Genomic DNA, 23,581 nt, shown 5'->3' on the forward strand with positions numbered 1-23,581 from the left:
GCGGGGGTCAGCCAGGCCAGCCGCGTTCGCGCAGGGCGGCGCGGACCTGCCGCTGGAGCTGGATGCAGGGGATTTCGAGCGGGTGACGGCTGTGCCGGAAGCCGGACCGGAGCTGGCCGAGCAGGTAGCGGGCGTAAAAGCGCGGGCGGCCCATTTCGCGGGCCTGGGAAAGGTGCATCGCTTCGTGGGCGATGAGGGCGAGGCCCGCGGCCGTCGACGGCCGGTAGCCGCCGGCGCGGAAGATGACGAAGGGTGCGAACGTGATCGCTGTCCTGCCGAGGAGGGCAGGGAGCCAGCGCCAGGGGCGGCCGGTGACGATACGCATGGCCTGGAGGTCGGGCCGGGGCACCCACCCGGCGAGGAGATCGACGACGGCGGGGTCAGGGCGCACGGGCGAGGTCGCGGGCGAGGATATCGGCTGCGAGCCGGGCCTGGTCGACGCGGTAGATGACGTTGGGGCCATCGCGGAAGACTTCGCTGAGCGCGGGCATGGCGGCGAGCTTCGCGAGGCCGGGTTCGGTGCCATGGACGCGCTCTTCGGAGCCGACGATGACGTACTGGACGTTGTACTTGCGAAGGAAGCGCTCGGCGAAATCGGTGGAGGGGTCGGTATAGAAGCGCTGGACTTCGGTGCGGCGCTCCTGGACGAGGGGGGCGTAGTCTGTGCGCTGCTGGATTTGGTGCCAGTCCCAGCCGATGACGGCGGGCAGGCCGGTGTACTGGCTGATGCGGCCGGTCCAGCGGTAAAGGGGTCCGACGGCTTCGACGATGACCGGGGAGCCCTCGACGTTCCGGCGGAGCCACTGGATGAGGGGCAGGTCCTCGTCGAGGCGGAAGGTGACGTCGTCGGCGGTCGTGCTTTCGGCGCGGGGCTCGGTGAAGACCCCATGCTGGAAGAAGGCGAAACCGTTCAGCGTGAGGGGGGTATCGCCGAAGCGGGCCTGCTGGCGGGCGCGGGTGCCGGAGACGAGGAAAAGGCTGGATGCGAGGACGATGCCCGCGAGGGCGGCGAGGACGAGCCCGCCTGCGGCCCGGCCTGGCCGCGGGGCGCCGCGCATGCGCTCGAGGATGCCGCGGACGACGTACCAGGCGGCGTAGCCGGAGGCGAGGGCGAAGAGGTGCCACGCCTGGAGGCCGAACTTGAAGACGGTGTTCATCCGCACGATGTCGTTCTTGAGGGTGACGACATCGACGCCGGCGGCGATGGCGAGGGCGAGCGCGTACAGGAGGGTGGCGAGAAGGCGGGGAAGGTCGCGGTCAGGGCGACGAAACTCGAGCCAGGCGAGGTTGAGCAGGAAGACGATGCCGACGAGGGCCATGGCGACGGTCGTGAGGCCGAACGGCCAGGTGAAGGCCGCGAGGCCGGCGAGGAAAAAGGCAAGGGAGCCAACTTCGAGCCAGCCGGCAACGATGGCGAGGAGCGGATTGCGGCCGGGGTCGAACCCGCGAGCTTCGAGCTCTTCGCGGCAGCGGAGGGCGACGAAGGCGAATCCGATGGCGAGGAAGACGCCGTACTGCACGACGAACTGGTGGAACTTCGTCGTCTCGGGGGCGCGGACGATGCCGGGGTCGAACGTTTCGAAGCGGGCGTTGTATGGCGCGAAGAGCACGACGGCCACGGCGCCGGCGAGGGCGAGCTGGCCGAGGGCGGTCCAGGCGCGACGCTCGACGGGGCCCGGTGCGAGGAGGGCGGCGAGGAGGATGCTCGCAGCGGCGACCAGGGCGGCGGTGGGGAAATCCCAGGTGTGGACCGTGCGGATGAGGCCGACGAAGAGGCCGGCGAGCGCCGCGAGCAGCCACGGGCGGGTCCGATCGCCCCCGGCGGCGGCGATGACGAGGGCGATGCCGACAGCGGCGAGGGCGGTGAAGAAGGGGATGCCCATGAGGTGCGGGTGGAGGTCGGCGAAGAGGAAGGACCAGTAGGGAAACTCGGTGATATCGAAGGAGCCGAAGTGGACGCGGGAGCTGCGCCACCAGTCGAAGGGCGGCAGGGCGGCGCCCTCGAACAGCCAGCGCCAGAGGCCGCCGAGGATGCCGACCGCGCCGCCGAGCACGGGCGTTCCAGAGGCGAGCGACGAGCTGTTCGCGGCCTGGAGGCGCTCGATCCACTGGTGGGCGGCATCGAGATTGCCGATGGCGACGAGGAAGAACGCCGCGAGGATGCCGGCGAGGAGCGGCTCAGCAGCGCGGCGGCGGACGGCCGCGGCGTGGGGACGGGCGGCGCCGACGAGGGCGCTGACGACGGCGAAGGCGACGCTGGCGGCAGTTGCGGCGAAGGTCGGCACGCCGAGGTTGAAGGCGTACTCGGGGAGGATGCCGAAGGCGCGGATGGGCACCGCGAGGTAGAACCAACCCATGTAGTAGTAGTTGAGGCTGCCGCCGGCGAACCAGGGGTCGTAGGGCGGAAGGATGGATGAGCGGACGACGGCGGTGAGGTAGGCGATCTCCATCGGCTTTTCGCCGCCCTGGGGGTGGTGCCATAGGTCGGGGTTGGCGGCGCGCAGGAGGAGGAAGGCGAAAAAGGCAGCGAGGAAGACCGCTTCGGCGGCGAGCCAGTTTCGCCAGCTTTCACGGGCGTCGGCGAGCAGCGTGCGCCGGCGGGCGATGCCGAAGGCGAGGCCCGCGATGGTGCAGGCGGCAAATGCTGCCCAGGCGAGCGCCCGGGAGAATTCGACGGGGCCCCAGGCGACGAGGAGCCAGACCAGGAGGACCACCGCGAGCGGACCGAGGAGTTTGGCGAGGCCGTAGCCGCGGCCTGCGAGCGGCCGAAAGAGCCAGGTGACCCACGGGAGTGCAGCAAGCGCCGATGCTTCGAGCCAGAGGAGCCACCAGAACCAGGCGGTGCGGTTCATCCAGCGGGGCGCGCTGAAGACGTCGGTAAAGGTGCCCCCGGACTGCTGGGCGGCGGCTTCGGCGGCGGTGAACTGGAGCCCGTTCGTGCGGCCCTGGCGGGGCAGGAGGTTGACGGCGGCTTCGGGCCGCGCCTCCGAGAGGAGCGCGTAGGCGCGATTGGGGTCGAAGGCGGCGGTTTTGCGGTAGATGCGGACTTCGGGGTGGTCGTAGACGGTGAAGGATTCTTCGGCCCCGGAGTCGTCGACCGAGATGCCGAGGAAGGACGGGCGAACGCGGAAGGTGGCGACGCGCTCAAAGCCGAGTTCGCCCGTTTCGAGCAGGCGGTAGTAACGGATGGTGGCGGGGTACTCGCGCTCCAGTTTGGCGACCGAGTCGCGGACTCGGTTCGAGGTGACGGCGACGTAGTCGGCGCCGGCGAGGCCGGGCCGGTTCGGGTTGTCCGGGGTGCCGAAGACGAGCTCGCGGATCTTCTCGGGCGAGTCGGTGCGGTACACGTCGAGTTCGACGAGGCGGTACTGGCGTTCGCGGCCGGGGAAGTCCCAGGGGACAGGGTCGTCCCAGATTTCGGTGGTGATGGCCTTCCCGGGCAGCACGTTCGCGTAGACCCAGCGGGTGGCGGCGATGCGAGGGTGCTCTTCGAGGTAGACGCGCTGGAAGGCGAGCGCCCACCACGTGGAGGCGGCGAGAACGACGGCGAAGGCCGCGAGCGCTGCAGGCCGGGCGCGTCGCGGCTCGACCCGGAGCACCCGCCGCGGGAGGCGGATCGACCAGCCGTCCCGGGCCATTTCGGCGAGACGGACAAGCCCCCAGGCCGCGAAAAGGCAGAGGACGGGGTACATCGGCAGGAAGTAGCGCATGAAGGCGACGAAGCGGGGGCCCCAGAAGCCGAGCACGAGGAGTGCGAAGACGGCCGGCAGGACGAGGGCGAGGTCGCGGGTGCGCGCAGCGCGGACGGCTGCCGCCGCCAGGCCGGCGAAGGCGGTAGCGGCAAGGGCGGGGCCCAGGCCCCAAAGGGTGATGTTGCGGAGGGCAGCCAAGAAGGGCGTGGTGCCGGCAAACTGGACAAACGGCGGATAGTCGACGTTGCCCTGCTGGAAGTTACGCTCGCGCTGGATGTCGTCCCACCACTGCTGGTTGAGGGCGAAGTCCCAGGGATTGGGGCCGGCGAAGGCGTAGGGCTGGGCGATGCGGAAGACGACGAGGGAGAGGGCTCCAGCCATGCAGAGCATGGAGAGGTCGCTGAGCCAGGAGGAGCCCGGGCGGGCCGGCGGGCGCTCGCCGTTCCAGGAGGCGGGGGCGCGGCGGATATCCCAGAGGAGGATGCGGAGGGCGAAGGCGAGGGCCGGGACGGCGGCGAAGATGGCGCCGTTGACCTTGCAGGCGGTGGCGAGGCCGACGCTCACGCCGATGCCGGCGGCGAGCCACCAGCCGCGGGCTCCCTCGGCGCGGACCCAGTGGACCGAGAGGAGGAGGGTCAGTAATGCGAAGACGTTCAGGAAGGGGTCCATGGTCCAGAAATGGGCGAGCTGCGTGGGGAGGACGGCGAGCGCGTAGAGGAGGGCAGCGAGGAGGCCGATGCGGCGGCCGGCAAGGGCGGCGCCGAGCAGGAAGACGAGCAGGATAGCGAGGACGTCGAAGGCAGCGGTGACCTGCCGGCCGGAGACGACGGTGGTGACGTAGGAGTTGCCGGGGCCGGCGGGGTCGTCGCCGCGGAGCGTGGCGACGGCTTTGACGAGGAAGAGCGGGAAGGTGCCGTAGACGTAGGAGTTCGTCTGTCCGTCGTTATAGGGGTTGAGGGGGCTGCGGGCGGTGTCGAAGTAGGCGGAGAGGGAGGAGGGCCAATCGAGGCGGTCGGCGACGAGGGAGAGGAAGCGCTCGTCGGGGTGCATCTGGAGGGGGTAGTCGGCTTCGGGGGGCTGGTCCCAGCCGAGGCCGTGGAAGCGGAGCGCTGCGCCGAGCAGGAGGACGAGAGCGAGGCCGAGGCGCCAGGTGAGGAGCCGCCCGGCGGCGCCGGTACGCAGGGCGGCCATGCGCTGGCGGACGGCAAGGTGCCCGGGCGAAGTTTCGGCCACGCGCTCCTCCCAGTGGTGGGCTACAGGATACGCGGGCGGCGGCCTCGGGAAAGGAAACGCTCACGGCATGCCGTGAGCGCGAAGCGGCGCGCCCCCGCCGGGCGGCGGGGGCGCGGAGGGGATTGCGGGAAGACGGGCGGGCTAGAGGCCCTTTTCCGCAACGAAGGCGGCGAGGTCGGCGAGGCGGCAGGCGTAGCCCCACTCGTTGTCGTACCAGGCGGCGACTTTTACGAGGTTGCCGCCGACGACGTTGGTGCAGAGACCATCGACGATGGAGGAGCGCTCGTCGCCCTTGAGGTCCATGGAGACGACGGGGTCCATGGTGATGCCGAGGATGCCCTTCATCTTCTCGGCGGCGGTTTCGCGGATGATGTCGTTCAGGGCATCGACGGTGGTTTCTTTCTCGGTGAGGGCGACGACTTCGACGATGGAGACGGTGGGGGTGGGGACGCGGTAGGCGAGGCCGTCGAGTTTGCCGTCGACCTCGGGGATGACGAGCTTGAGGGCGCGGGCGGCGCCGGTGGAGGTTGGCACGATGTTGAGTGCGCCGGCGCGCATTTCGCGGAGGTCTTTGCCCGCTGCCTTGTCGAGGATCTGCTGGGAGTTGGTGTAGGAGTGAATGGTGGTCATCTGGCCTTTGATGAGGCCGAGGTTATCGACGATGACCTTGACGACCGGGGCGAGGCCGTTGGTGGTGCAGGAAGCGTTGGAGATGATGTGGTGCCTGGCGGGGTCGTACCGGTCGGCGTTAACGCCGAGGACGATGGTGACGTCTTCGTTCTTGGCCGGGGCGGAGATGAGGACTTTCTTGACCGAATCGCGGCGGTGCGCGGCGGCCTTCGTAGCGTCGGTGAAGAGGCCGGTCGATTCGATGACGATCTCGGCGCCGACCGAGCCCCAGGGGATGGCGCCGGGGTCGCGCTCAGCGAAGACGCGGACGGTGTGCCCATCGATGACGAGGGCGTCCTTTTCGGCGCGGATGTCGCGGTGCCAGCGCCCGTAGTTGGAATCGTACTTGAGCAGGTTGGCGTTGACGTCGGTATCGACGAGGTCGTTGATGGCGACGACTTCGAGGGTGCCGGCGTAGCGGTCCGTGATGGCCTTGAAGACCTGCCGGCCGATGCGTCCGAAGCCGTTGATGCCGATTTTGGTGGCCACGGGGTCCCTCCGGGTGGGGTGGTTCGGCTTTGTAGCCTAGCGGGCGAAGACTAACGTTCCACCTGCGGCGCCGGGGTCAGGCGAGCTTCACGGCGGTTCCAGAGGCGGTGATCATGAGCATTTGGCCGCCGCCGACGGTTTCGTAGTCGAGTTTGATGCCAAGGACGGCATCGGCGCCGAGCTGCTGTGCGTACTGGAGCATCTCGGCGATGGCGCCATCGCGGCCTTTGCGCAGCTCTTCTTCGTACTTGCCGGAGCGGCCGCCGACGATGTTGCGGAAGCCGGCGGCGATGTCCTTGAAGACGTTGACGCCGAGGATGACCTCGCCGGCGACGATACCGAGGTACTGCTGGACGGGGCGGCCTTCGATGGCGTTGGTGGTGGTTAGGATGATGCTCACGGGTACCTCCTGTCGCAGGTGCACATGGTGGAGCGGCTGGCACCAGTCTAGCGGACGACGCCGTTCCCCTGTTGTTCACCTGAGATTATGCATCCATAGCCCCTGTGTATGGTTATCGGCAAATCGATGCCGAAATGCCCCTACCTGCCGCGGCCGGGGGAGCCGATGCTGGGGGTGAACCCCGCAACGGAGAGATTGCGATGAAGCGCAAGCTGGTGACCTGCCCGAAGTGCGAGCTGGAGTTCACCTCGGCCCGCGAGCTGACCTACTGCCCTGGCTGCCACGCCCTGGTGGAGCCGCGGGCGCGCGCGGCCGCCGGCCGGTAAGGCGGTCAGCGGGGGCGGCCCTCCCAGCGACGGAGGAGCGCCTCCAGGAGTTCGCCGGGCGCTGCGACGCTGAGGTCGCCGGGGTCGTGTTCGACGGCCCAGGCTGCGGTGACGGCGACGGCGCCGACGCGCTCGGCGGCCGAGCGTTCGAAGCGGCCCGGGGCGACGACGGCGGATTCGGCCGGCGCGGTTTCGAGGAGGCGGAAGCATTCGCCGAGCTGGGCCGGAGGGTCGAATCGGCCCTCTGGCGGGGGCATGACGAGGGAGAAGAAGCGGTCGAGCCCGGTTGACTCGACCTGCTTGCGGGCGAGCGCGTAGGGATGGCGGGTGATGGCCGCCATATCAATCTGCTCGGCCCGGAGGGCGTCGAGGGCCATACCGACGCCCTCGAAGACGAGGAGCCGCTTGAGGGCGCTTCGCGCGGCGTACTGGAGACAGAGGTTTTCGGCGGCGTCGCGCTCATGCGGGTCATCGAGCAGGATGCGGAGGGCGTCCCGCCAGGGCCGGGTGTGGTAGGCATCGGCGAGGTCGCGCGCGGAGACTCGGCGGCCGGTGACGGCGGCGACGGCCTCTTCGATGGTGTAGGCGAAGGCCGGGCGGGCGTCGATGATCGCGCGGTCGAGGTCGAAGATGACGAGCCGCGGGTGGGGGCGGCCGCTCCCGACGAGGGGCATCTCAGCGGACGGCGGCGAAGAAGCGGTCGCGCGCGGCCTGGTACTCCTCGGGGGTGTTGAAGGTGAGGTCGAGGAGGTCGCCGGCGTCGACTTCGGTGTGGCGGTCGTGGTGAGCGCGGAGGATGCCGCGGAGGCCTTCCGTGGCGTCGTCGGCGCGCATGAGCTCTTCGCGGAGGCGGCCGGCGACGACAACGGGATGCCCGTGGCGGCCGTTGTGCACGGGGATGGTGTAGTCGGCCTCGGGGGTGTGCGCCTCGTAGAGGGTGCGGAGGAAGGAGGCCGGCCGGGGCTGGTCGACGTCCTGGACCAGGATGCGGTCGGCGTCGCGGTTGGCAGCCTTGGCGCCGATGCGGAGGGAGCCGGCGCGGCCGAGCTGGAACCGGGGGTTGAACATGATGCGGCAGGGGATGCCGCGGAGCTGGCGGGAGACGTCGTCGGCGCGGTAGCCGAGGACGACGATGACCTCATCGGCGCCGGCCTGCCAGAACTGTTCGACTTCGTAGCGGACGAGGGGCTGACCGCCCCAGTCGAGGAGGGGTTTGAGGGTGCCCATGCGCTGGGAGATGCCGGCGGCGAGGATGATTGCGGAGTTCATGTCGGTATCAGTCTATGTTCTCTGCCGGTTGCGGGCGAAGGTCAGGGGCGGGCAGGCGCGGCGAGGAGGGTGTTTTCGATGCCGAATTCCTGTGTGAGGATGCGCAGGAATTCGTGGATCGGCGGGGCGAGGATCCGGTTCCGGAGGATGTGGACGCCGACTTCGCGCTGGGCGGGCTGCTCCATTTCGCGGATTTCGACGCGGGCGAGGGTGCCGCGCTCGCGCTCCCGTTCGAAGGAGACAACGGGGAGGATGGCGACACCGAGGCCGGCCTCGACCATGTGCTTGGTGGTTTCCATGTCGTCGAGTTCCATGACGGACTCGGGGACGACGCCGGCGCGGAGAAACATGGAGTAGACGAGGCTGTGGTAGCTGGAGCCGCGTTCGAAGAAGAGGAAGGGCTGGCGAGCGGCTTCGGCAATGGAAACTTTGCCTTTCTGGGCGAAGGGATGGTCGGCCGGGACGACGAGGGCGAGGTCGTCGTTGTAGAGGTGGAGGGACTGGATTTCGGGGTGCTGGGCGAGGCGGGTGACGGCGACATGGAACTCGCCGGCGAGGAGGGAGTCGATGATGTCTTCGGTCTGGCCCGTTGCGAGGTGGATGTGGACGCGCGGGCGGACTTCGCGGAATTTTTTGAGGATGCGGGGGAGGACGTAGGTTGCGATGGAGGTGGAGGCGCCGATTCGGATGGTGCCGACTTCGCCGTGGCGGACGGCCTCGATGGCGTCGGTGCCCTCCTGGACGGCGGTGAGGGCGCGCTGGGCATGGGGCATGAAGGCGCGGCCGGCATCGGTGAGGGTGACGCTCCGGCCGGTGCGCTCAAAGAGGCGTTCGCCGAGCTCCCGCTCGAGGGACTGGATGCGGGCGGTGACGGAGGGCTGGGTGAGGAAGAGCGCCTCGGCTGCACGGCTGAAGGAGCGGTGGTGCGCGACCTGGATGAACGCTTCGAGCTGTGCGAGTTCCACAGGGTTACTCCACGGCGGGATGCCGTCTCACTCTAGGGTAACGCTCAGGAACGGTAGAAGTTCGCGTTGATCTCAATGTACCTGCGCATGTCGCCCTCGAGGGCGGCGTCGTGGGCGATGGCGCTGACCGGGCAGGCGAGTTCGCAGGCGGCGCAGTCGATGCACTGGTCGGGGTTGATGTAGTACTGGGGGGCGTCGTCGGTGGTGTGGATGCAATCGACGGGGCAGACATCGACGCAGGAGGCATCTTTGACGCCGATACAGGGCTCGGTGATGACGTAGGGCATGTTAGCGGAGTTCCTTTGCGGCGAAGGGGTCGGGGAAGACGCCGGTTTTTTCGACGATGACGTCGCCGAGGACGCGGGCCTGGCAGGCGAGACGGAGGCGGGGGTCTTCGATGGAGCGGGGGCCGCGCTGGCGGATGAGGTTGGCGCGCTCGAAGCGGCCCATGGCGGAGAGGCGCCCGAGGCCGGAAATGACGAGCATGGCGCAGTTGGTGCATTCGCCGTTGCGGTTGCAGCCGACGGGCCAGTAGTAGCCGGCGGCGTTGGCGGCATCGAGGACGGTTTCGTTATGTGGGGCAAGAAATTCGAAGCCGCCGGGCTCGACACGGACGCGGTGCACGGGCGGTATTTTGGAGCCGGCGGCGGGGGCTGTCGATGGCGGGGGTTGGTGGAGACGAGGGGACTCGAACCCCTTACCTCAGCAATGCGAATGCTGCGCTCTCCCAGATGAGCTACGTCCCCACACCAACAGAACGAGCCGCTTCCATCGTAGGAAGCGGCTCGCAGCTGGGTCAACTGGGATGTGGGGGTTAGATCAGGAGCGGTGCGAGGAGCCCCGGCCGATGCGGTAGGAGGTTTCGCCGGTGAACTCGCGCTCTTTGCCGCATTTTTTACAGCGCCCGGGCGTCAGCTCTCCGCGGGGAGGTTCGAGGATCCAGTGATGGACGCATTCGTTCACCACCTGGAGCGCTTCAGCCTTGGACATGCAATTACCCCCTGGGTCATTCGGGATGTGGTAGTTGGCCCGGGGCTAAGGACCCCGCCACCGGCCGGGGTCAGTGTAGTCGGGGGTATAGACGGTTTCAATCGTTTATGGCGTTTCGTCCAGCATGCCGGGCAAAGGTGTAATGACAACCCGGCGGGCGGCGAGGTCGATCTCCTGGACCACCTGGCCGATCGCGGGCACGAGGATTTCGCCGCGTTCGCCGTGGACGACGTAGACATCGTTGGCGCCCGGCTGGAGGACCTCGACGAGGGTGCCGAGCGATTCGCCGGAGGCGGTGACGACCTCGAGGCCGATCAGTTCGTAGATGAAGTACGACTCGCTGTCGTCGCGGAGGACGTCGCTATCGAGGGCTTCGATGAGCTCTCCGTGGAGGTGTTCGACCTGGGTGCGGGTATCGAGGCCGGAGAGCTTGATAATCCAGTCATCGCCCGCCTGGCGGGCACGTTCGACGATGCGGCGAACGCCCTGGAGGTAAACGGGCCGCCCGCGCTGGATGTTCCGGGCGGTGGGGGAAAAGACCTCGACGCGGAGCTCACCGCGGAGGGCGTGGGGCCTGAGGACGCGGGCGACGGCGGTGTAGCCGGGGCGCGGTTCGGCGGGGAGCGTCACCGGGTTGCGGGGGCGCTGGGGACGCGGCGTTCCCGGGGCCGGGGGTTCGCTCAGTGGCCAATCTCCACGTTGACGCGGACGTCTTCGCGAACTGCGGCGACCTTGGCGAGCGTGCGGAGGGAGGTGGCGATGCGGCCGCCTTTGCCGATGACCTTGCCGTAGTCGTCCTCGTGGACGGTGAGGTGAACGGTGACGCGGTCACCGTGGACCTCTTCGGTGACGCTGACGGCCTCAGGGTGGTCGACGAGGACTTTGGCGAGGTATTCGACGAGCTCGCCGGTCATCGTTTCGGGCATGGCTATTCGGCCGAATCAGTGGAGGCTGCCGGGCGGGCGGCCTTTTTCTTCACGACCGGGGGCTTCCGTTCGAGGACGCCGGCCCGGACGAGGATCTTCTCGGCTGCTTCGGAGGGCTGGGCGCCCTTGCTCAGCCATTCGCGGGCGCGGTCGGCGTTGATCGTGACGCGGGGCGGGTCCTGGTGGGGGTCGTAGGACCCGAGGGTTTCGATGAAGCGGCCATCGCGGCGGTCGGGGCTGTTGGCGACGACGACGCGGTAGAGCGGGTAGCCCTTCTTGCCGGTGCGCCGGAGGCGGATGCGAATCATGGAAGCTCCTGGGGAACGCCCGCCACAGGCGGACGGGATTGGCGGTGGGTATGAGGATACGACATGACGCCGTTAGGTCCACGCACGGGCATGGCGGGCATCAGCGGAAGAGGGGCATTTTGCCGGTGCTGAGGGTTTTGGCGATCTTGCGGGCCTCGAAGAACTGCTTGAGCAGCTGGTTGACCTGGGCCGGGTCGGTGCCGCTGCCGCGGGCGATGCGCTTGCGCCGCTTGCCGTCGATTTTTTCGGGGTGGCGGCGCTCCCAGGGGGTCATGGAGAGGACGATGGCCTCGGCCTGGGCGAAGAAGCGGTCGTCGATTTCGTCGACCTGGAGCTGCATCTTGATACGGTTGAAGCCGGGCAGCATGGAGACGAGCTGGCCGAGCGGGCCCATTTTGCGGACTTTGCGGAGCTGCTCGATGAAGTCCTGGAGGTCGAAGGTGCCCTTCTTGAGCTTTTCTTTGAAGGCCTCGGTGTCCTCCTCGCCCATGGTTTCCTTGGCCTTCTCGATGAGGGTGAGGAGGTCGCCCATGCCGAGGATGCGGCTGGCGAGGCGGTCGGGGTAGAAGGGCTCGAGGGCATCGGCTTTTTCGCCGACGCCGATGAACTTAACGGGGACCCCGGTGACGGCGCGGATGCTGAGTGCGGCGCCGCCGCGGGCGTCGCCGTCCATTTTCGTGAGGATGAGCCCTGTGGTGCCGACGCGCTCATGGAACTCTTTGGCGGCATTGACGGCGTCCTGGCCGGCCATGGCGTCGGCGACGAAGAGGACTTCCTCGGGCTGGAGCAGGCGGCGCAGCTCGGCCACCTCGTTCATCATGTCTTCGTCGATGTGGAGGCGGCCGGCGGTGTCGACGATGAGGTGGGTGGCCCCCATGCGCTTTGCTTTTTCGAGCGCATTCTGGGCGATGACGGCGGGCCCGACGGAGGTGCCCTCTTCGTGGATGGGCACGTCGAGTGCGCGGGCCAGGGTGACGAGCTGGTCGACGGCGGCGGGGCGGTAAATGTCGCAGGCGGCGAGGAGCGGGCGGAGGCGCTGCTTCTTGAGGAGGTTGGCCAGCTTGGCCGCGCTCGTTGTTTTGCCGGAGCCCTGGAGGCCAACGAGCATGATGACCGTGGGCGGGCGGGAGGCGGTGGCGAGCTTCGGCGCCTCGCCGCCGAGCATGTCGACCAGCTCCTGGTGGACGATGTCGATGACCTGCTGGGCAGGGGTGAGGCTGCGAAGGACTTCGGCGCCGAGGGCTTTTTCGCGGACGCGCTGGGTGAATTCGCGGACGACGCGGAAGTTGACGTCGGCCTCGAGCATGGCCATCCGGACCTCGCGCAGGGCCTGGTCGAGGTCTTCTTCGGTGACGATGCCGCGTGAGCCGAACTTCTTGAAGGCGCCCTGGAGCCGTTCGGTGAGTGTTTCGAACATCTGCTACCAGTGTAGCGGGCGGAGCGGACACGGGGCAGATGTGACGGGCGGGCTCCCGAAGCAGGAGCCCGCCCGCTGTGGTCCCGACCGCCTGGGAAAGGGCGCGGCCTAGGGGTTGGCGCGGTAGAAGGGGACGTCGGTGCGGTTCTTGGTGGCCCAGAAGATGTTGTGGACTTCTTCGATAGCCTTCAGGAGGGCTTCACCGTTCGCGGGGTTTGATTCGTGCTTGCACTTCGAGGCGGCCTTGGCGGCCTTCCAGATGATGTCGTGGAGGTTGGGGTACTTCTCGAGGTGCTCGGGCTTGAAGTAGTCGTGCCAGAGGATGTCGAGCTCCTTCTTGACGAGCTCGGCCTGCTGCTCCTTGATGGCGATGAAGCGGGTGCGGGTGTTGACGGTGGCGAGGTCCTGGGCGTCGCCGAGGGCTGCGATTTTCTTTTCCATGGAGAGGACGGCTTCGGCGGCGATACGGGCCGCGGCCGGGTCGTAGACGCCGCAGGGGCCATCGCAGTGGGCGTGGGCGATGGTCGTTGGGCGGAGGAAGCGGAGAAGGTTCATGGCCTGTGGTTACTCCTGGTGGGATGGTGCGAGTGCCACCAGCGATTATAGGCGGCCGCGGCGGACGGCTGCAGGCGCCGGGCAGACGCGGCAACACGGGAGCCTGTACGATCGAGCGGCACACTTTTAAGGAATGGGGGTATCCCGTGGCAGAGACAGCAACCCTGAAGGTCGGGGACGAGGCACCGGACTTTGAGCTGCCGATGAGCCCGGCAGGCGAGAAGTTTCGCCTTTCGGACTACCGGGGCAAGAATGCGGTGATTATCAACTTCGTGCCGGCAGCATTTTCGCCGGTATGCAGCAACCAGCTGCCGCTCATCGAGCAGAAGCGGAAGGAGTTCGAGGCGCAGGGCGCCATTCCTGTGGTGATTTCGAGCGACGGGCCCTGGGCGCAGGCGGCGTGGAAGAAGGAGCTCGGGGTGGACTTCCCGATCCTGAGCGACTTCAACCCGCTGGGCGAGACGGCGCGGAAGTACGGCGTGCTGATCGAGGGGCGCGGGATCGCGAACCGGGTGGTGATCGTGGTGGACAAGAACGGGAAGGTGGCCTGGATTCAGCCGACGGAGAAGATTACGGACATCCCGGACTACGACCCGGTGGTTGCCTGCGCCAAGGGCTGAGCGGGGGGCTCTCGCAGGCCGGCGCCGGGCCGCCGGCGGAATGCTACAGAGGCGGCGCCCCTCGGGCGAGGTGCGCCGCCTTTGCGTGTTCGCTGTACAGCGGGACCGTCAGGCGCCGTTGAAGACGATGACGGAGCGGTTGACTTCGCCCTTCTTGAGGGCGTCGTAGGCCTCGTTGATCTGGTCGAGGGTGTACTCGCGGGAGATGAGCTCGTCGATCTTGAGGCGCTTCTGGCGGTAGAGCTCCATGAGCCAGGGCATGTCGTAGGTCTGGCGGGTGGAGCCGTAGAAGGAGCCGACGATGCCTTTTTCGCCGAGGAAGGCCATGCCGGCGTTCGGGATGGTGAGCTGCTCGGTGAGGGGGAGCATGCCGACGATGACGGCCTGGCCGCCGCGACGGGCCATTTCGAAGGCCTGCTGGGCGGTCTTCATGAGGCCGATGGCTTCGAAGGCATAGTCGACGCCGCCGTTGGTCATGGCGATGACCTGCTGGACGGCGTCGCCCTTGGAAGCGTCGACGACGTCGGTGGCGCCGAACTCTTTCGCGGCGGCGAGCTTTGATTCGAGGAGGTCGACGGCGATGATGCGGGAGGCGCCGGCGATCTTAGCGCCCTGGATGATGTTGAGGCCGACGCCGCCGCAGCCGACGACGGCGACGGTCTGGCCAGCCTGGAGCTTGACGGTGTTGGTGACGGCGCCGACGCCGGTCATGACGCTGCAGCCGACAAGGGCGGCGGCGCGCATGGGGACGCCTTCGGGGACGTGGACGCAGGCGTTGGCGCTGACGAGCTGGTATTCGGCGAAGGCGGACATGCCGGCGAACTGCATGATGGGCTGGCCCTTGAGCTTGACGCGGCCCATGCGGTTGAGGGCCTGGGTGTTTTCGCAGAGGTTGGGCCGGCCGGTGACGCAGCGGTTGCAGGTGCCGCAGGACTGGACGAAGGCGACGACGACGCGGTCGCCTTCTTTGACGTTGGTAACGCCGGGGCCGACCTTGGCGACGACGCCAGCGGACTCGTGGCCGAGGACGACGGGCATGGGATAGAGCCACTTGCCCTCCATGAAGTGGAGGTCGGAGTGGCAGACACCGGTGACGGCGGTTTTGACGAGGACCTCGCCGGCCTGGGGTTCGTCGAGTTCGATCTCTTCGATGGCGAGGGGCTGGTTGGGGGCGTACAGGACCGCTGCTTTGACGTTCATGGGTGTAGGGCTCCTCCTTCTTGAAGCATGGCGATTTTTCCGCCCGGTAGGTGCGGCGTCAAGCGCGGTGTTGCCGGGTTTCAGGCGACGGGGAGCGCACGGTCGGCGGGGGCGCCGGCGAGGCGGCGGCCGGTCTCGTGGTCGAAGCAGTGGATGCCGCGGCCGTCCGGCACGAGGGCGATGGTGTCGCCGGGGTGGACGGCGCACGCCGGGTCGAGCCGGGCGGTGACGGACTGGCCGGAGGCATCGACGGTGACGTAGAGGTCGGGGCCGTGGGGTTCGACGAGGACGACGGTCCCGGTGATGGGGCCGGGGGCCGGGACGGGCCGGCGCTCGAAGCCTTCGGGGCGGATGCCGAGCACGATCGGCCCGGCGGGGACCGGCGCGAAGGCCGGGGGAAGCGTGAGGGCGATGGCCGGTGCTTCGAAGCGGAGCTGGCCGCCCTCGGCCCGGAGTTCGCCGCGGAGGAGGTTCATGGCGGGGCTGCCGATGAAGCTGGCCACGAAGGTGTTGGCCGGCTCATCGTAGAGGCGCTGGGGTTCGGCAACCTGCTGGAGGACGCCGTCGCGCATGACGGCGATCCGGGTGCCCATGGTCATGGCTTCGACCTGGTCGTGGGTGACGTAGATGACGGTGGTCTGGAGGCGGCGGTGCAGTTCGCTCAGCTCAGCGCGGGTGTGCAGGCGGAGCTGAGCGTCGAGGTTACTGAGGGGCTCGTCCATGAGGAAGACGCGGGGGCGGCGGGCGATGGCGCGGCCGAGGGCGACGCGCTGCCGCTGCCCACCGGAGAGTTCGCGCGGGCGCCGCTGGAGGAGCGGGGTGATGGCGAGCATGTCGGCGACTTCGCGGACGCGGGCATCGATCTCGGCGCGGGAGACTTTCCGCTGGCGCATGCCGAAGGCGAGGTTGTCGTAGACGCTCATGTGGGGGTAGAGCGCGTACGACTGGAAGACCATGGCGATGTCGCGGTCGCGGGGTTCGACGCCGAGGACGGAGCGGCCGTCGATGCGGATATCACCGGCGGTGGGGGTTTCGAGCCCGGCGACCATCCGGAGGGCGGTGGTTTTCCCGCAGCCGGAGGGGCCGACGAGGACGAGGAACTCACCATCTTCGACGGCCAGGCTGAGGTTATCGACGGCGCGGACGGCGCCGAAGTGCTTGGAGACGCGGTCGAATTCGACGCCCATGGGCAACCTCCCGGGGAATGCGCGGGCCCGCGCGGTGGTGCCGCGCGGGCCCGGGTAGGGAACGGACGGTTAGATCTTGATCTTGGGGCGGATTTCGGTGTCGACGATCTTCTCGAGTTCCTTCTTGACGTCGGGCCAGACGTTCTTCGCGTCTTCATTGTTCAGGACCATGCGTTCGAGGCCCTTGCCGATGATGGCATCGCCGCCGGGGACATAGACGCGGGCCGGGTCCTGGGGGCGGGTTTTGGGGAGCTGGTCGACCGCGGTCTTGAACTGGGGGTATTTCGCGAAGAATTCCTGCATGATGGGGCCGTTTACGGCGCTCTTCCGGACGGGCATGTAGCCGACGTTCTGCGAGTAGTAGGCCGTGTTTTCGGGGTTGGTGATGAAGCCGATGAAGAGCATGGCGGCGAGTTTCTTTTCGTCGGAGATGGCCTTCGGGATGCAGAGGCCAGCGCCGCCGGTGGGGCAGCCGAACTGCTTTTTTTCGGGGAGGAAGGCGGTGCCGACGGGGAATTTGGCATCGCGGAGGACGCCGGCGAGGCCGCCGGTGGAGGAGAGCATGGAGTAGGTGGTGCCGGCGAGGAAGTCGGCGTTGACGTCCTTCGCGGTGACGTTGGCGTACTTGAGGTTGAAGACCTGGCTGCGGACGTAGTTGCCGGCTTCGATCCCTTCAGGGGAGTCCATCAGCATCTTGAATTTGTCGTCGGAGTAGCGGCCGCCGAACTGCCAGATGATGCCCTGAAAGGTCCAGGCGATGTAGCTGTCGCCCTTGACGTGGGTGAAGGCGAACTCGCCGGGCTTGGCCATGGCCTGGAGGGTCTTTGCCCACTCGTCGAACTCGTCCCAGGTCTTGGGGCCGCGGTCCGGAAGGCCGGCGGCCGCCCACTTTTCTTTGTTGTAGTAGAAGAGCGGGGTGCTGCGGGCGAAGGGCATGCCCCACTGCTTGCCGTCGTACTGGTAGTCCTTAACGAGGGTGTCCTGGTAATCGCTGAGGTCGATTTTGGCTTCGGCGATGAGGGCGTCGAGCGGCTCGATGGTGCCGGCGAGGAAGTACTTGAACCACCAGACGTCGGAGAGCATGACGACGTCGGGGATCTGCCGGGCGGCGAGGCCGGCGTTGAACTTCTGGGAGACTTCGGCGTAGTTGGCGCCAGCGGTTTCGAGCTTGACCTTGATGTCGGGGTAGGCGGCCTGGAAGCGCTTGATGAGCTCCTCTTCGACGGCTTTCGAGTTGGCCGGGTGGACGCTCCAGTAGGTGATTTCGGAGGCGGGTTTGATGCCGCGGGGGGTCGGGGTGGGGTTGGCGGCGGTTCCGCCGGAGGAGCCGGGGGCTGTCGCGGTCGGTTCGGCGGTATCGTCGTCGTCGCCGCCGCAGCCGACAAGGCCGAGGGCGGCTGCGCCGCCGGCCATGCCCAGGAGGGTGCGCCTGGAGATCGTGGTCATCGTGAACTCTCCTTACGTGTGGTTGAGGTATGGATGGGTCGTTGCATTGCGAACCGCCTGGCTGGCGGGGTACGCCGGTGGGAGGGTCAGCCTTTCACGGAGCCGGAGGTGAGGCCTTCGACGATGTGGCGCTGGGCCCAGAGGAACACGAGGAGGACGGGGGTGATGACCATGACGGCGCCGGCCATGACAACGCCCCACTCGCTGGACCCTTCGGAGTGCTGTAGCTGGGTGAGCCCGACAGGCAGGGTCATGCGGTTGGCGTCGTTCGTGACGAGGAGCGGCCAGAGGTATTCGTTCCACTTCGCCACGATGGAGATAAGGGCGAAGGTGACGAGCGCGGGGCGTGACATCGGGAGAACGATTTGCCAGAGGATGCGGAGGTGGCCGGCGCCGTCGATGCGGGCCGCTTCGATGATTTCGCGCGGCAGGGAAAGAAACTGCTGGCGCATGAGGAACGCGCCAAAGGCGACGGCGGCGCCGGGGATGATGATGCCCTGGTAGGTATTGACCCAGCCGAGGTCGGCGACGAGGACGTAGTTGGGGATGATGGTGACCTGGAAGGGCACCATGAGGGCCGCGATGACGATGAGGAAGATGAGGTTCTTCTTCGGGAAGGGGAGGAAGACGAGGGCGTAGGCCGTCAGGACGCCGTTGACGAGTTCGAGGGCGCTGCCGATGGAGGTCGTGACGAGGCTATTGATGAAGAAGCGTTCGAAGGGGACGGCGGTCCAGGCCTGGCGGTAGTTTTCCCAGCGGAAGGTTTCGGGCCACCAGGAGACGGGGAGGGTGTAGATCTCCTGCCTGGTCTTGACCGAGGCGGTGAGCATCCAGATGAGCGGGAGGACGATGATGCCGACGGCGACGATGACCGCGACGTAGGCGGCGACGCGCGAGAGGCGGCTGGATACCTGGACTCCTGCGGCGTGAGCCGCCCGTGTCCCGTGATGCGAGCGAATCGTCTCCTGCATTGCGGCCTCTACCCGTAGGTGACGCGGCGCTCGAGCAGGCGGACCTGCAGGAGCGTGACGCCGAGGAGGATGAAGAAGAGCACGGTGGCGACCGTGGAGGCGTCGCCGACGCGGAAGCGGACGAAGGCCTCTTCGTAGACCTGGTAGACCATGGTCTTGGTGCTATCGAGGGGCCCGCCGGCGGTCATGACGCTGATGATGTCGAAGGCCTGCATGGACCCGAGGGTGGTGGTCACGAGGAGGAAGAAGGTCATGGGGGAGAGCATGGGCAGGGTGACGTGGCGGAACTGGGCCCAGCGGCCTGCGCCATCGACCTGGGCTGCCTCGTACAGGTCGCGGGGGATGGTCTGGAGGCCGGCGAGGTAGACGACGGTGGCGTAGCCGAGGTTCTTCCAGATGTAGACGATGATGACCATCGGCATGGCCCAGTTCGGGTCGTTGTACCAGTTGGGGGAGGGGAGCCCGAGCCGGTCGAGGATGCCGGAGACGAGGCCGAAGCGGGGGTCGAAGATGAAGAGCCAGACGATGCCGACTGCCGCGCCGCCGAGGACGTAGGGTGCGAAGAGGACGGTGCGTGCGACATTGCGGCCCCGGAGGCGGAGGTTGAGGAGGAGGGCGAGGGCGAGGCCGATGAGCATCGTCCCGGCGACGGTGCCGGCGGTGAAGACCAGGGTGTTCCGCATGACGTAGAGGGAGGTGCTGTCGCGGAAGTAGTCAGTGTAGTTTTCCAGGCCAACCCAGCGCTTTGTTGGCGAAATAAGGTCCCAGTCGTAGAAGGACAGGCGGAAGTTTTCGATGAGCGGACGGTAGGTAAATGCTGCGAGGAGCAGCAGGTTCGGTGCAATCAGCACGAGGAAATAGATGTACGGTGTCGCCTTTCGCAGGACAGCGGGCATGGTGCGGCGATCGGTGCGGGATGCAACAGCCATGGCCGGCATCGTCGGACGGCGGCTTTAACGAGCCGCGAAGACCAGTTGAACGGCGCGTGAACAGCCGACCGACGAGTGCGCCGTTGCTGCGGCGTTCATCGTTCGACAATAGGGGACACGCCACGATGCTTGGGATGGGCTCCGGGGTTGAACCTGGCGGGCTGCTTGTGCCGGCCTACTACTGGGCCGGCAACGGGAGCATGGTGATCCACCGGCTGAAGGGGTTCGGGCGGCCGGCAGACGGGGACACCTATCTCCATGCGTACGAACCGGAGCGCCTCCGGTGGCTGCGCGATACGGGGGGAGTTACGTGCGTCTTCCTCACGTACAACTGGGGGCTGCCGCCGGAGCTGGAGGCCGAGGACTGGCGGACGTTCGAGCGGGCGGCGCGCCGCTGCCATGACCTGGGGATGCTTGCTGCGGCGTATATCCAGCCATCGAACGCTGCGGCGCTCGGCTCGTTCGCTTCGAAACCGTGGTACGCCATGACGCCGAAGGGGAAGCGGATCCCGTACTACAACGGGCGCTTCTTCACCTGCCTGAACGACCGGACGTGGCGGGAGTGGGTGCTGACGCGTTGCCTCGATGCGTGCCAGCGCGGGGCGGATGTGCTGTTTTTCGACAACTGTGCGTTCGGGGGGATGCCGATCCCGCTTTCGCGGGACTACACGGCGTTCGCGGGGTGCGCGTGCCTGCGGTGCCGTGAGGCATTCGGGGCGTGGCAGGAGCAGCGCGGGCTGAGGCCGCTTCCCCTGCCGCGGCTGTTCCGGCCGGGCCGCAGCGAGGCGGCGCGGCGGTTCGCTGAATGGCGGGCGGGGACGCTGACGGCGTTTCTGCGGGGGATTGTGGAGGAGGTCCGGCTGGCGTACCCGGAGACCCGTTTCGTGACGAACACGGTGGGCGGTGTCAACGTGAACACGTTCAACGTGTTCGGCGCCGACCTGCCGGCGATTGCCTCGTTCATGGACTGGCTGTTTGTGGAGAACCTGCAATCGCCGCGGGCCGGGAAGGGGACGCTGGTGCAGAACGCGGGGACGTACAAGCTGCTGCGCGCGCTGAAGCCCGGGGCGCCGGCGCTGAGCATTGCGTATGAGCGGGGCATTGGGGTCGACGGACCGCCGCCGCCATCGACGTTCGCCAAGATTGCGGCGGAGGGCTTTGCCGCCGGCGGGGTGCCGGTCCTGCGGGCGGCGGAGTATATCGAAGAGGAGCGGTGGACGCTGCTCCGGCCGGGGCGCGACGACGCGCGGCTGGCGGCGTTCGGGGAGGTGGTGCGGCAATTTGGTGCGCTGGTGGCGAGGGGCTGCGAGCGGCGGGAGGCTGCGCGGGTCGGTGTGTTTGTGCCGGACGCGATTGGCTGGCGGGGGGACCTCTACCCCGGCGACGGCGATGACTACCTCCGGGTGATCCAGGCGCTCGTTGGCGCGGGCATCCCGTTCCGGGTGGTCGGAGAGCGGCACGGGCCGTGCGACCTCGGCTGCCTGCTGGTCCCGGCGAGCGCGACGCCGCCGGCATGGTTCCGGGGCCGGGTGATGCGCTTCGATGAGCTGGGATTGAAGCGGCGGGGGCACAGCGGACTCCGCTGGTTTGCGGGGCCGCTCGAGCCGGCGATCCGCGTGCTGGGCCCGCGGGTGGTGGACGGGTACTACAGCCGGGTGCATGTGCGGCGGTTCGTCGACCGGCTGGACCTGCTGTTCCGGCTGGTGTTTGGCGGGCGGTTCGCGCAGGTGCCGATGGACGAGGGGGCGGCGCGGGTGCTGGCAGCGATGAACCCCGCGCAGGTCGAACTCTCGGGGTCGGGGTATGTGGACCTGTGGGAGGGTCCGCGGGGTGTGGAGGTTCACCTTGTGAACTACGGCGAGGCGCCGATGGTCGCGACCGTGCGGGCGGGCGCGCATGGGGTCGCCGGGGTGCATGGCGGGGAATGGCTCGGCGAGGGACGGGTGCGGGTTGGGCGATACGCGGTCGTGCTGCTGGAGCGGGCGCGGCCGGCTGGGATTTCCCCGGCGGCGGCAGCGACCGCGTGATCCGCGCGGTTGCGTTTACGCTGCGCCTGGGTGCCGGTCTCGCGCTCGCGGCTGCTGTGGTGATTGCGGGACGGGAGATCTGGCGGAACCATGAGGGGTGGGCGGTGGATGCGCTGGGCTGGGCAGCGCTCCTCTACGGCGCACAGGTGGCGATGCTGGCGGCAGGGTGGCACTGGCTCGGCGAGGGCACCTGGCCGGGGCGGGGCCGAGGGGTGTGGCTTCGTGCGTTCGTGCACGGGTGGGTGGCGCGCTATCTGCCGGGGCCGCCGACGGGGCCCGCGGGGAAGTACCTGGCGCTGCGCGATGCCGGGGCAGAGGCGCCGGCCATCGCTGCGCTGCTCTGGGTGGAGCAGGTGCTCCAGCTGGCGGCATCGATTGCGGTGGCGGCGGCGCTGGTGCTTCCTGCGTTCGGTCCCGGGTGGTGGTGGGCGAGTGCGGGGGGATTGGCGGCTGCGGCGGCGCTGGCGCTGGGCGGAGCGCAGCCGGGGCTGGTCCGCCGGTTGAGCGGGCGGTTCGGGCCGCGCGGCGAGCGGAGCGGCGTGAGCGTGGCTCCGGGCACGGCGCTGCTCAGTTTCGGCGCGATGGCGGCGGCAGCGCTGCTCGCGGGCCTCGCCTTTCACGTCGCGGCGGTGGTGGTCAGCCCATGGCCGCTGTCGCGGTGGGAGGAGGGGGTCGCGGTGTTTGCGCTCGCGAGCCTGGCCGGGTACGTGACGCCGTTTGCGCCCTCGGGGGCGGGGGTGCGGGAGAGCGTTATCGTGGCGCTCCTGGGCGGGGAGCTCGGGGCCGCGACGGCTTTGACGGTGGCGGTAGTGGCACGGGCGACCGCGGTGCTGGTGGATGCTGTCGTGGCTGCGGGTTACTTCGGGGCGGGCCGGATTGGGCGCGGGCTGGCGCGGCGGGCTTCGGCGGCGACACTTTCGAACAGGCGGGCGTAGTCGGCGGCAACATCGGCCCAGGAGCGGACGCGGGGCCGGGAGCGGGGAGGCGCGGCGAGGGCGCTGGAGACGGCGGCGGCCCAGGCGCGAGGGTCGCCCGGCTGGACGAGGGTGGCGCCGCTCACGCTGGCCATGTCGACGAGACCTTCGAGTGCGGCGACGAGCACAGCCAGGCCGGCGGCCGCGGCTTCGGCGGGGGCGATGCCGAATCCCTCGGGGCGCCCGGGGACGGGGACGTTCGGCGCGACGAAGAGGTCGGCGCAGGCGTAGAGGCGGTCGACGGCGGGGTCCGGCAGGGCGCCGAGGAGCACGAGGCGCGGCTCGGCGGCAGCGATGGCGCGGAGGCGGGGGAGCTCCGGGCCGTCGCCGGCGACGGCGAAGACGACATCGCGGGGGAGGAGCGGGAGCACCTGCCTGGCAAACCAGGCGATGCCTTTGCGCTCGACAAGGCGGCCGACGCTGACAATGAGCGGCCCCTGGCGCGGGAGGCCGAGGGCCGCCCGGGCCGCTGCCGGGTCCGGTGCGCGCTGGATGGCGGCGAAGCGGTCGACATCGACGCCGTTGAGGATGACGCGCGGACGGAAGCCGCAGCGGCGGAGGACTTCGCCGGCCGTGTAGGAACTGACGGCGACGACGCGGCGGGGGCCCAGGCGGCGGAGGGCCATGCGGACGAGGCCGCCGTAACCGGGGAAGGGGCGGGTGACGTCCTGGCCGTGGACGGTAACGACTGCGGGGGCATCGGCGAGCGCTTCGAACACGGGGGCGGCGAGAGCGAGCAGGCCATCGCCGAGGTGGATGGCGGAGACGCGGCCGCGGGCAGCAGCGCACTGGACGGCGGCGGTCAGCAGGAAGAGGGGGAGCCAGCGCTGGCCGCGGCGGAGCGCGCACAGGCGGGCCGGGCCGGGGTACGCGGCGGTGAGCTGGCGGGAGAACTCCTCCATACCGCCGATGGCGGGCGGGTACTTGCGGGTGATGAAGAGGATCACGTGAGGAGTGAACGCGGAGGAGATGAACAGCCGGTTGTGGG

25 protein-coding genes and 1 tRNA gene are annotated in these 23,581 nt (G+C 68.6%); 4 read left to right on the forward strand and 22 right to left on the reverse strand.

Features of this window, described 5'->3' with window-relative positions; translation table 11 throughout:
- Window positions 1-7 precede the first annotated feature (7 nt).
- From A9A59_RS12240 to A9A59_RS12255, 4 genes are all read right to left on the reverse strand, one after another.
- The gene (locus A9A59_RS12240) at window positions 8-391 is read right to left on the reverse strand and encodes an eCIS core domain-containing protein (RefSeq protein ID WP_165772712.1); all 384 of its coding nucleotides are present in this window, start codon (window positions 389-391) and stop codon (window positions 8-10) included.
- Window positions 381-4,925: a DUF2298 domain-containing protein gene (locus tag A9A59_RS12245; protein ID WP_098504537.1), complete on the reverse strand. Its 4,545-nt coding sequence runs from the start codon at window positions 4,923-4,925 to the stop codon at window positions 381-383. Before A9A59_RS12245 ends, A9A59_RS12240 begins: the two co-directional genes overlap by 11 nt.
- Window positions 4,926-5,066: 141 nt before the next feature.
- Window positions 5,067-6,083, reverse strand: a complete 1,017-nt coding sequence (gene gap / locus A9A59_RS12250; RefSeq protein ID WP_098504538.1) for a type I glyceraldehyde-3-phosphate dehydrogenase — start codon at window positions 6,081-6,083, stop codon at window positions 5,067-5,069.
- A 76-nt stretch (window positions 6,084-6,159) separates the two neighbouring features.
- A complete protein-coding gene (locus tag A9A59_RS12255; protein ID WP_098504891.1) occupies window positions 6,160-6,477 on the reverse strand; it encodes a YbjQ family protein in 318 nt (105 codons plus the stop codon).
- Between the two features lie 206 nt (window positions 6,478-6,683).
- On the opposite strand from A9A59_RS12255, the gene A9A59_RS14365 reads away from it, so the two are divergent.
- Window positions 6,684-6,809 (forward strand): hypothetical protein, encoded by a 126-nt coding sequence (locus A9A59_RS14365; protein WP_278286905.1) that lies wholly within the window; start codon window positions 6,684-6,686, stop codon window positions 6,807-6,809.
- A 5-nt stretch (window positions 6,810-6,814) separates the two neighbouring features.
- On the opposite strand, the gene A9A59_RS12260 is transcribed toward A9A59_RS14365, so the two are convergent.
- The 12 genes from A9A59_RS12260 to sodN form a co-directional block, all read right to left on the reverse strand.
- Complete coding sequence (locus A9A59_RS12260; RefSeq protein WP_098504539.1) at window positions 6,815-7,483, reverse strand: HAD family hydrolase; 669 nt, start codon at window positions 7,481-7,483, stop codon at window positions 6,815-6,817.
- Window position 7,484: 1 nt separating this feature from the next.
- Window positions 7,485-8,078, reverse strand: a complete 594-nt coding sequence (locus A9A59_RS12265) for a nucleotidyltransferase family protein (protein WP_098504540.1) — start codon at window positions 8,076-8,078, stop codon at window positions 7,485-7,487.
- Between the two features lie 41 nt (window positions 8,079-8,119).
- Entirely contained in the window at window positions 8,120-9,043 is a 924-nt protein-coding gene (locus A9A59_RS12270) for a LysR family transcriptional regulator (protein WP_098504541.1), read from the reverse strand.
- Between the two features lie 44 nt (window positions 9,044-9,087).
- A complete protein-coding gene (locus tag A9A59_RS12275) occupies window positions 9,088-9,330 on the reverse strand; it encodes a 4Fe-4S dicluster domain-containing protein (RefSeq protein ID WP_098504542.1) in 243 nt (80 codons plus the stop codon).
- Window position 9,331: 1 nt separating this feature from the next.
- On the reverse strand, window positions 9,332-9,667 hold the full coding sequence (locus A9A59_RS12280; protein WP_165772713.1) for a 2Fe-2S iron-sulfur cluster-binding protein: 336 nt from the start codon (window positions 9,665-9,667) through the stop codon (window positions 9,332-9,334).
- A gap of 46 nt (window positions 9,668-9,713) precedes the next feature.
- Window positions 9,714-9,789 (reverse strand) — tRNA-Ala (locus tag A9A59_RS12285).
- Between the two features lie 73 nt (window positions 9,790-9,862).
- Window positions 9,863-10,033, reverse strand: coding sequence for a hypothetical protein (locus tag A9A59_RS14160; RefSeq protein ID WP_165772714.1), 171 nt, complete (start codon window positions 10,031-10,033; stop codon window positions 9,863-9,865).
- A 105-nt stretch (window positions 10,034-10,138) separates the two neighbouring features.
- Window positions 10,139-10,663: a ribosome maturation factor RimM gene (gene rimM, locus A9A59_RS12290; RefSeq protein WP_165772715.1), complete on the reverse strand. Its 525-nt coding sequence runs from the start codon at window positions 10,661-10,663 to the stop codon at window positions 10,139-10,141.
- Window positions 10,664-10,713: 50 nt separating this feature from the next.
- Window positions 10,714-10,959, reverse strand: a complete 246-nt coding sequence (locus A9A59_RS12295; protein WP_278286906.1) for a KH domain-containing protein — start codon at window positions 10,957-10,959, stop codon at window positions 10,714-10,716.
- A 2-nt stretch (window positions 10,960-10,961) separates the two neighbouring features.
- Window positions 10,962-11,267, reverse strand: a complete 306-nt coding sequence (rpsP, locus tag A9A59_RS12300) for a 30S ribosomal protein S16 (RefSeq protein WP_098504545.1) — start codon at window positions 11,265-11,267, stop codon at window positions 10,962-10,964.
- 100 nt (window positions 11,268-11,367) lie between these two features.
- Window positions 11,368-12,684, reverse strand: coding sequence for a signal recognition particle protein (gene ffh / locus A9A59_RS12305; protein WP_098504546.1), 1,317 nt, complete (start codon window positions 12,682-12,684; stop codon window positions 11,368-11,370).
- Between the two features lie 108 nt (window positions 12,685-12,792).
- Window positions 12,793-13,239: a superoxide dismutase, Ni gene (gene sodN, locus A9A59_RS12310; protein WP_098504547.1), complete on the reverse strand. Its 447-nt coding sequence runs from the start codon at window positions 13,237-13,239 to the stop codon at window positions 12,793-12,795.
- Window positions 13,240-13,385: 146 nt separating this feature from the next.
- Here sodN and A9A59_RS12315 point away from each other — a divergent pair, with 146 nt between their 5' ends.
- Window positions 13,386-13,859, forward strand: a complete 474-nt coding sequence (locus tag A9A59_RS12315) for a redoxin domain-containing protein (protein WP_165772716.1) — start codon at window positions 13,386-13,388, stop codon at window positions 13,857-13,859.
- Window positions 13,860-13,967: 108 nt separating this feature from the next.
- Here A9A59_RS12315 and A9A59_RS12320 read toward each other — a convergent pair whose 3' ends face one another.
- The 5 genes from A9A59_RS12320 to A9A59_RS12340 form a co-directional block, all read right to left on the reverse strand.
- Window positions 13,968-15,059 (reverse strand): Zn-dependent alcohol dehydrogenase, encoded by a 1,092-nt coding sequence (locus tag A9A59_RS12320; protein WP_098504549.1) that lies wholly within the window; start codon window positions 15,057-15,059, stop codon window positions 13,968-13,970.
- An 80-nt stretch (window positions 15,060-15,139) separates the two neighbouring features.
- Window positions 15,140-16,246 (reverse strand): ABC transporter ATP-binding protein, encoded by a 1,107-nt coding sequence (locus A9A59_RS12325; protein WP_098504550.1) that lies wholly within the window; start codon window positions 16,244-16,246, stop codon window positions 15,140-15,142.
- A 69-nt stretch (window positions 16,247-16,315) separates the two neighbouring features.
- A complete protein-coding gene (locus tag A9A59_RS12330; RefSeq protein ID WP_098504551.1) occupies window positions 16,316-17,692 on the reverse strand; it encodes an ABC transporter substrate-binding protein in 1,377 nt (458 codons plus the stop codon).
- 86 nt (window positions 17,693-17,778) lie between these two features.
- A complete protein-coding gene (locus A9A59_RS12335; RefSeq protein WP_098504552.1) occupies window positions 17,779-18,663 on the reverse strand; it encodes a carbohydrate ABC transporter permease in 885 nt (294 codons plus the stop codon).
- An 8-nt stretch (window positions 18,664-18,671) separates the two neighbouring features.
- On the reverse strand, window positions 18,672-19,592 hold the full coding sequence (locus A9A59_RS12340; RefSeq protein ID WP_278286907.1) for a carbohydrate ABC transporter permease: 921 nt from the start codon (window positions 19,590-19,592) through the stop codon (window positions 18,672-18,674).
- A 134-nt stretch (window positions 19,593-19,726) separates the two neighbouring features.
- On the opposite strand from A9A59_RS12340, the gene A9A59_RS12345 reads away from it, so the two are divergent.
- Together A9A59_RS12345 and A9A59_RS12350 are read left to right on the forward strand one after the other, a co-directional pair.
- Window positions 19,727-21,619 carry a hypothetical protein gene (locus A9A59_RS12345; protein WP_098504553.1) on the forward strand — a complete coding sequence of 631 codons (1,893 nt, stop codon included), beginning with the start codon at window positions 19,727-19,729 and terminating at the stop codon, window positions 21,617-21,619.
- Window positions 21,616-22,554, forward strand: a complete 939-nt coding sequence (locus A9A59_RS12350; RefSeq protein WP_098504554.1) for a hypothetical protein — start codon at window positions 21,616-21,618, stop codon at window positions 22,552-22,554. The genes A9A59_RS12345 and A9A59_RS12350 overlap by 4 nt, the downstream gene beginning before the upstream one ends.
- Here the strand turns inward: A9A59_RS12350 and A9A59_RS12355 are convergent.
- A complete protein-coding gene (locus A9A59_RS12355) occupies window positions 22,476-23,540 on the reverse strand; it encodes a glycosyltransferase family 4 protein (protein WP_098504555.1) in 1,065 nt (354 codons plus the stop codon). The genes A9A59_RS12350 and A9A59_RS12355 overlap by 79 nt on opposite strands.
- Window positions 23,541-23,581: the final 41 nt, after the last annotated feature.

Source organism: Tepidiforma thermophila, assembly GCF_002563855.1.
Lineage (GTDB): Bacteria > Chloroflexota > Dehalococcoidia > Tepidiformales > Tepidiformaceae > Tepidiforma > Tepidiforma thermophila.

Excerpts from the sequence above, each read along its gene's own strand:
- A9A59_RS14365 (WP_278286905.1), top strand. The coding sequence starts at position 6,684 with ATGAAGCGCAAGCTGGTGACCTGCCCGAAGTGCGAGCTGGAGTTCACC.
- A9A59_RS12260 (WP_098504539.1), bottom strand. The coding sequence starts at position 7,483 with ATGCCCCTCGTCGGGAGCGGCCGCCCCCACCCGCGGCTCGTCATCTTC.
- A9A59_RS12265 (WP_098504540.1), bottom strand. The coding sequence starts at position 8,078 with ATGAACTCCGCAATCATCCTCGCCGCCGGCATCTCCCAGCGCATGGGC.
- A9A59_RS12275 (WP_098504542.1), bottom strand. The coding sequence starts at position 9,330 with ATGCCCTACGTCATCACCGAGCCCTGTATCGGCGTCAAAGATGCCTCC.
- A9A59_RS14160 (WP_165772714.1), bottom strand. The coding sequence starts at position 10,033 with ATGTCCAAGGCTGAAGCGCTCCAGGTGGTGAACGAATGCGTCCATCAC.
- A9A59_RS12295 (WP_278286906.1), bottom strand. The coding sequence starts at position 10,959 with ATGCCCGAAACGATGACCGGCGAGCTCGTCGAATACCTCGCCAAAGTC.
- rpsP (WP_098504545.1), bottom strand. The coding sequence starts at position 11,267 with ATGATTCGCATCCGCCTCCGGCGCACCGGCAAGAAGGGCTACCCGCTC.
- ffh (WP_098504546.1), bottom strand. The coding sequence starts at position 12,684 with ATGTTCGAAACACTCACCGAACGGCTCCAGGGCGCCTTCAAGAAGTTC.
- sodN (WP_098504547.1), bottom strand. The coding sequence starts at position 13,239 with ATGAACCTTCTCCGCTTCCTCCGCCCAACGACCATCGCCCACGCCCAC.
- A9A59_RS12320 (WP_098504549.1), bottom strand. The coding sequence starts at position 15,059 with ATGAACGTCAAAGCAGCGGTCCTGTACGCCCCCAACCAGCCCCTCGCC.
- A9A59_RS12325 (WP_098504550.1), bottom strand. The coding sequence starts at position 16,246 with ATGGGCGTCGAATTCGACCGCGTCTCCAAGCACTTCGGCGCCGTCCGC.
- A9A59_RS12330 (WP_098504551.1), bottom strand. The coding sequence starts at position 17,692 with ATGACCACGATCTCCAGGCGCACCCTCCTGGGCATGGCCGGCGGCGCA.
- A9A59_RS12335 (WP_098504552.1), bottom strand. The coding sequence starts at position 18,663 with ATGCAGGAGACGATTCGCTCGCATCACGGGACACGGGCGGCTCACGCC.
- A9A59_RS12340 (WP_278286907.1), bottom strand. The coding sequence starts at position 19,592 with ATGGCTGTTGCATCCCGCACCGATCGCCGCACCATGCCCGCTGTCCTG.
- A9A59_RS12345 (WP_098504553.1), top strand. The coding sequence starts at position 19,727 with ATGGGCTCCGGGGTTGAACCTGGCGGGCTGCTTGTGCCGGCCTACTAC.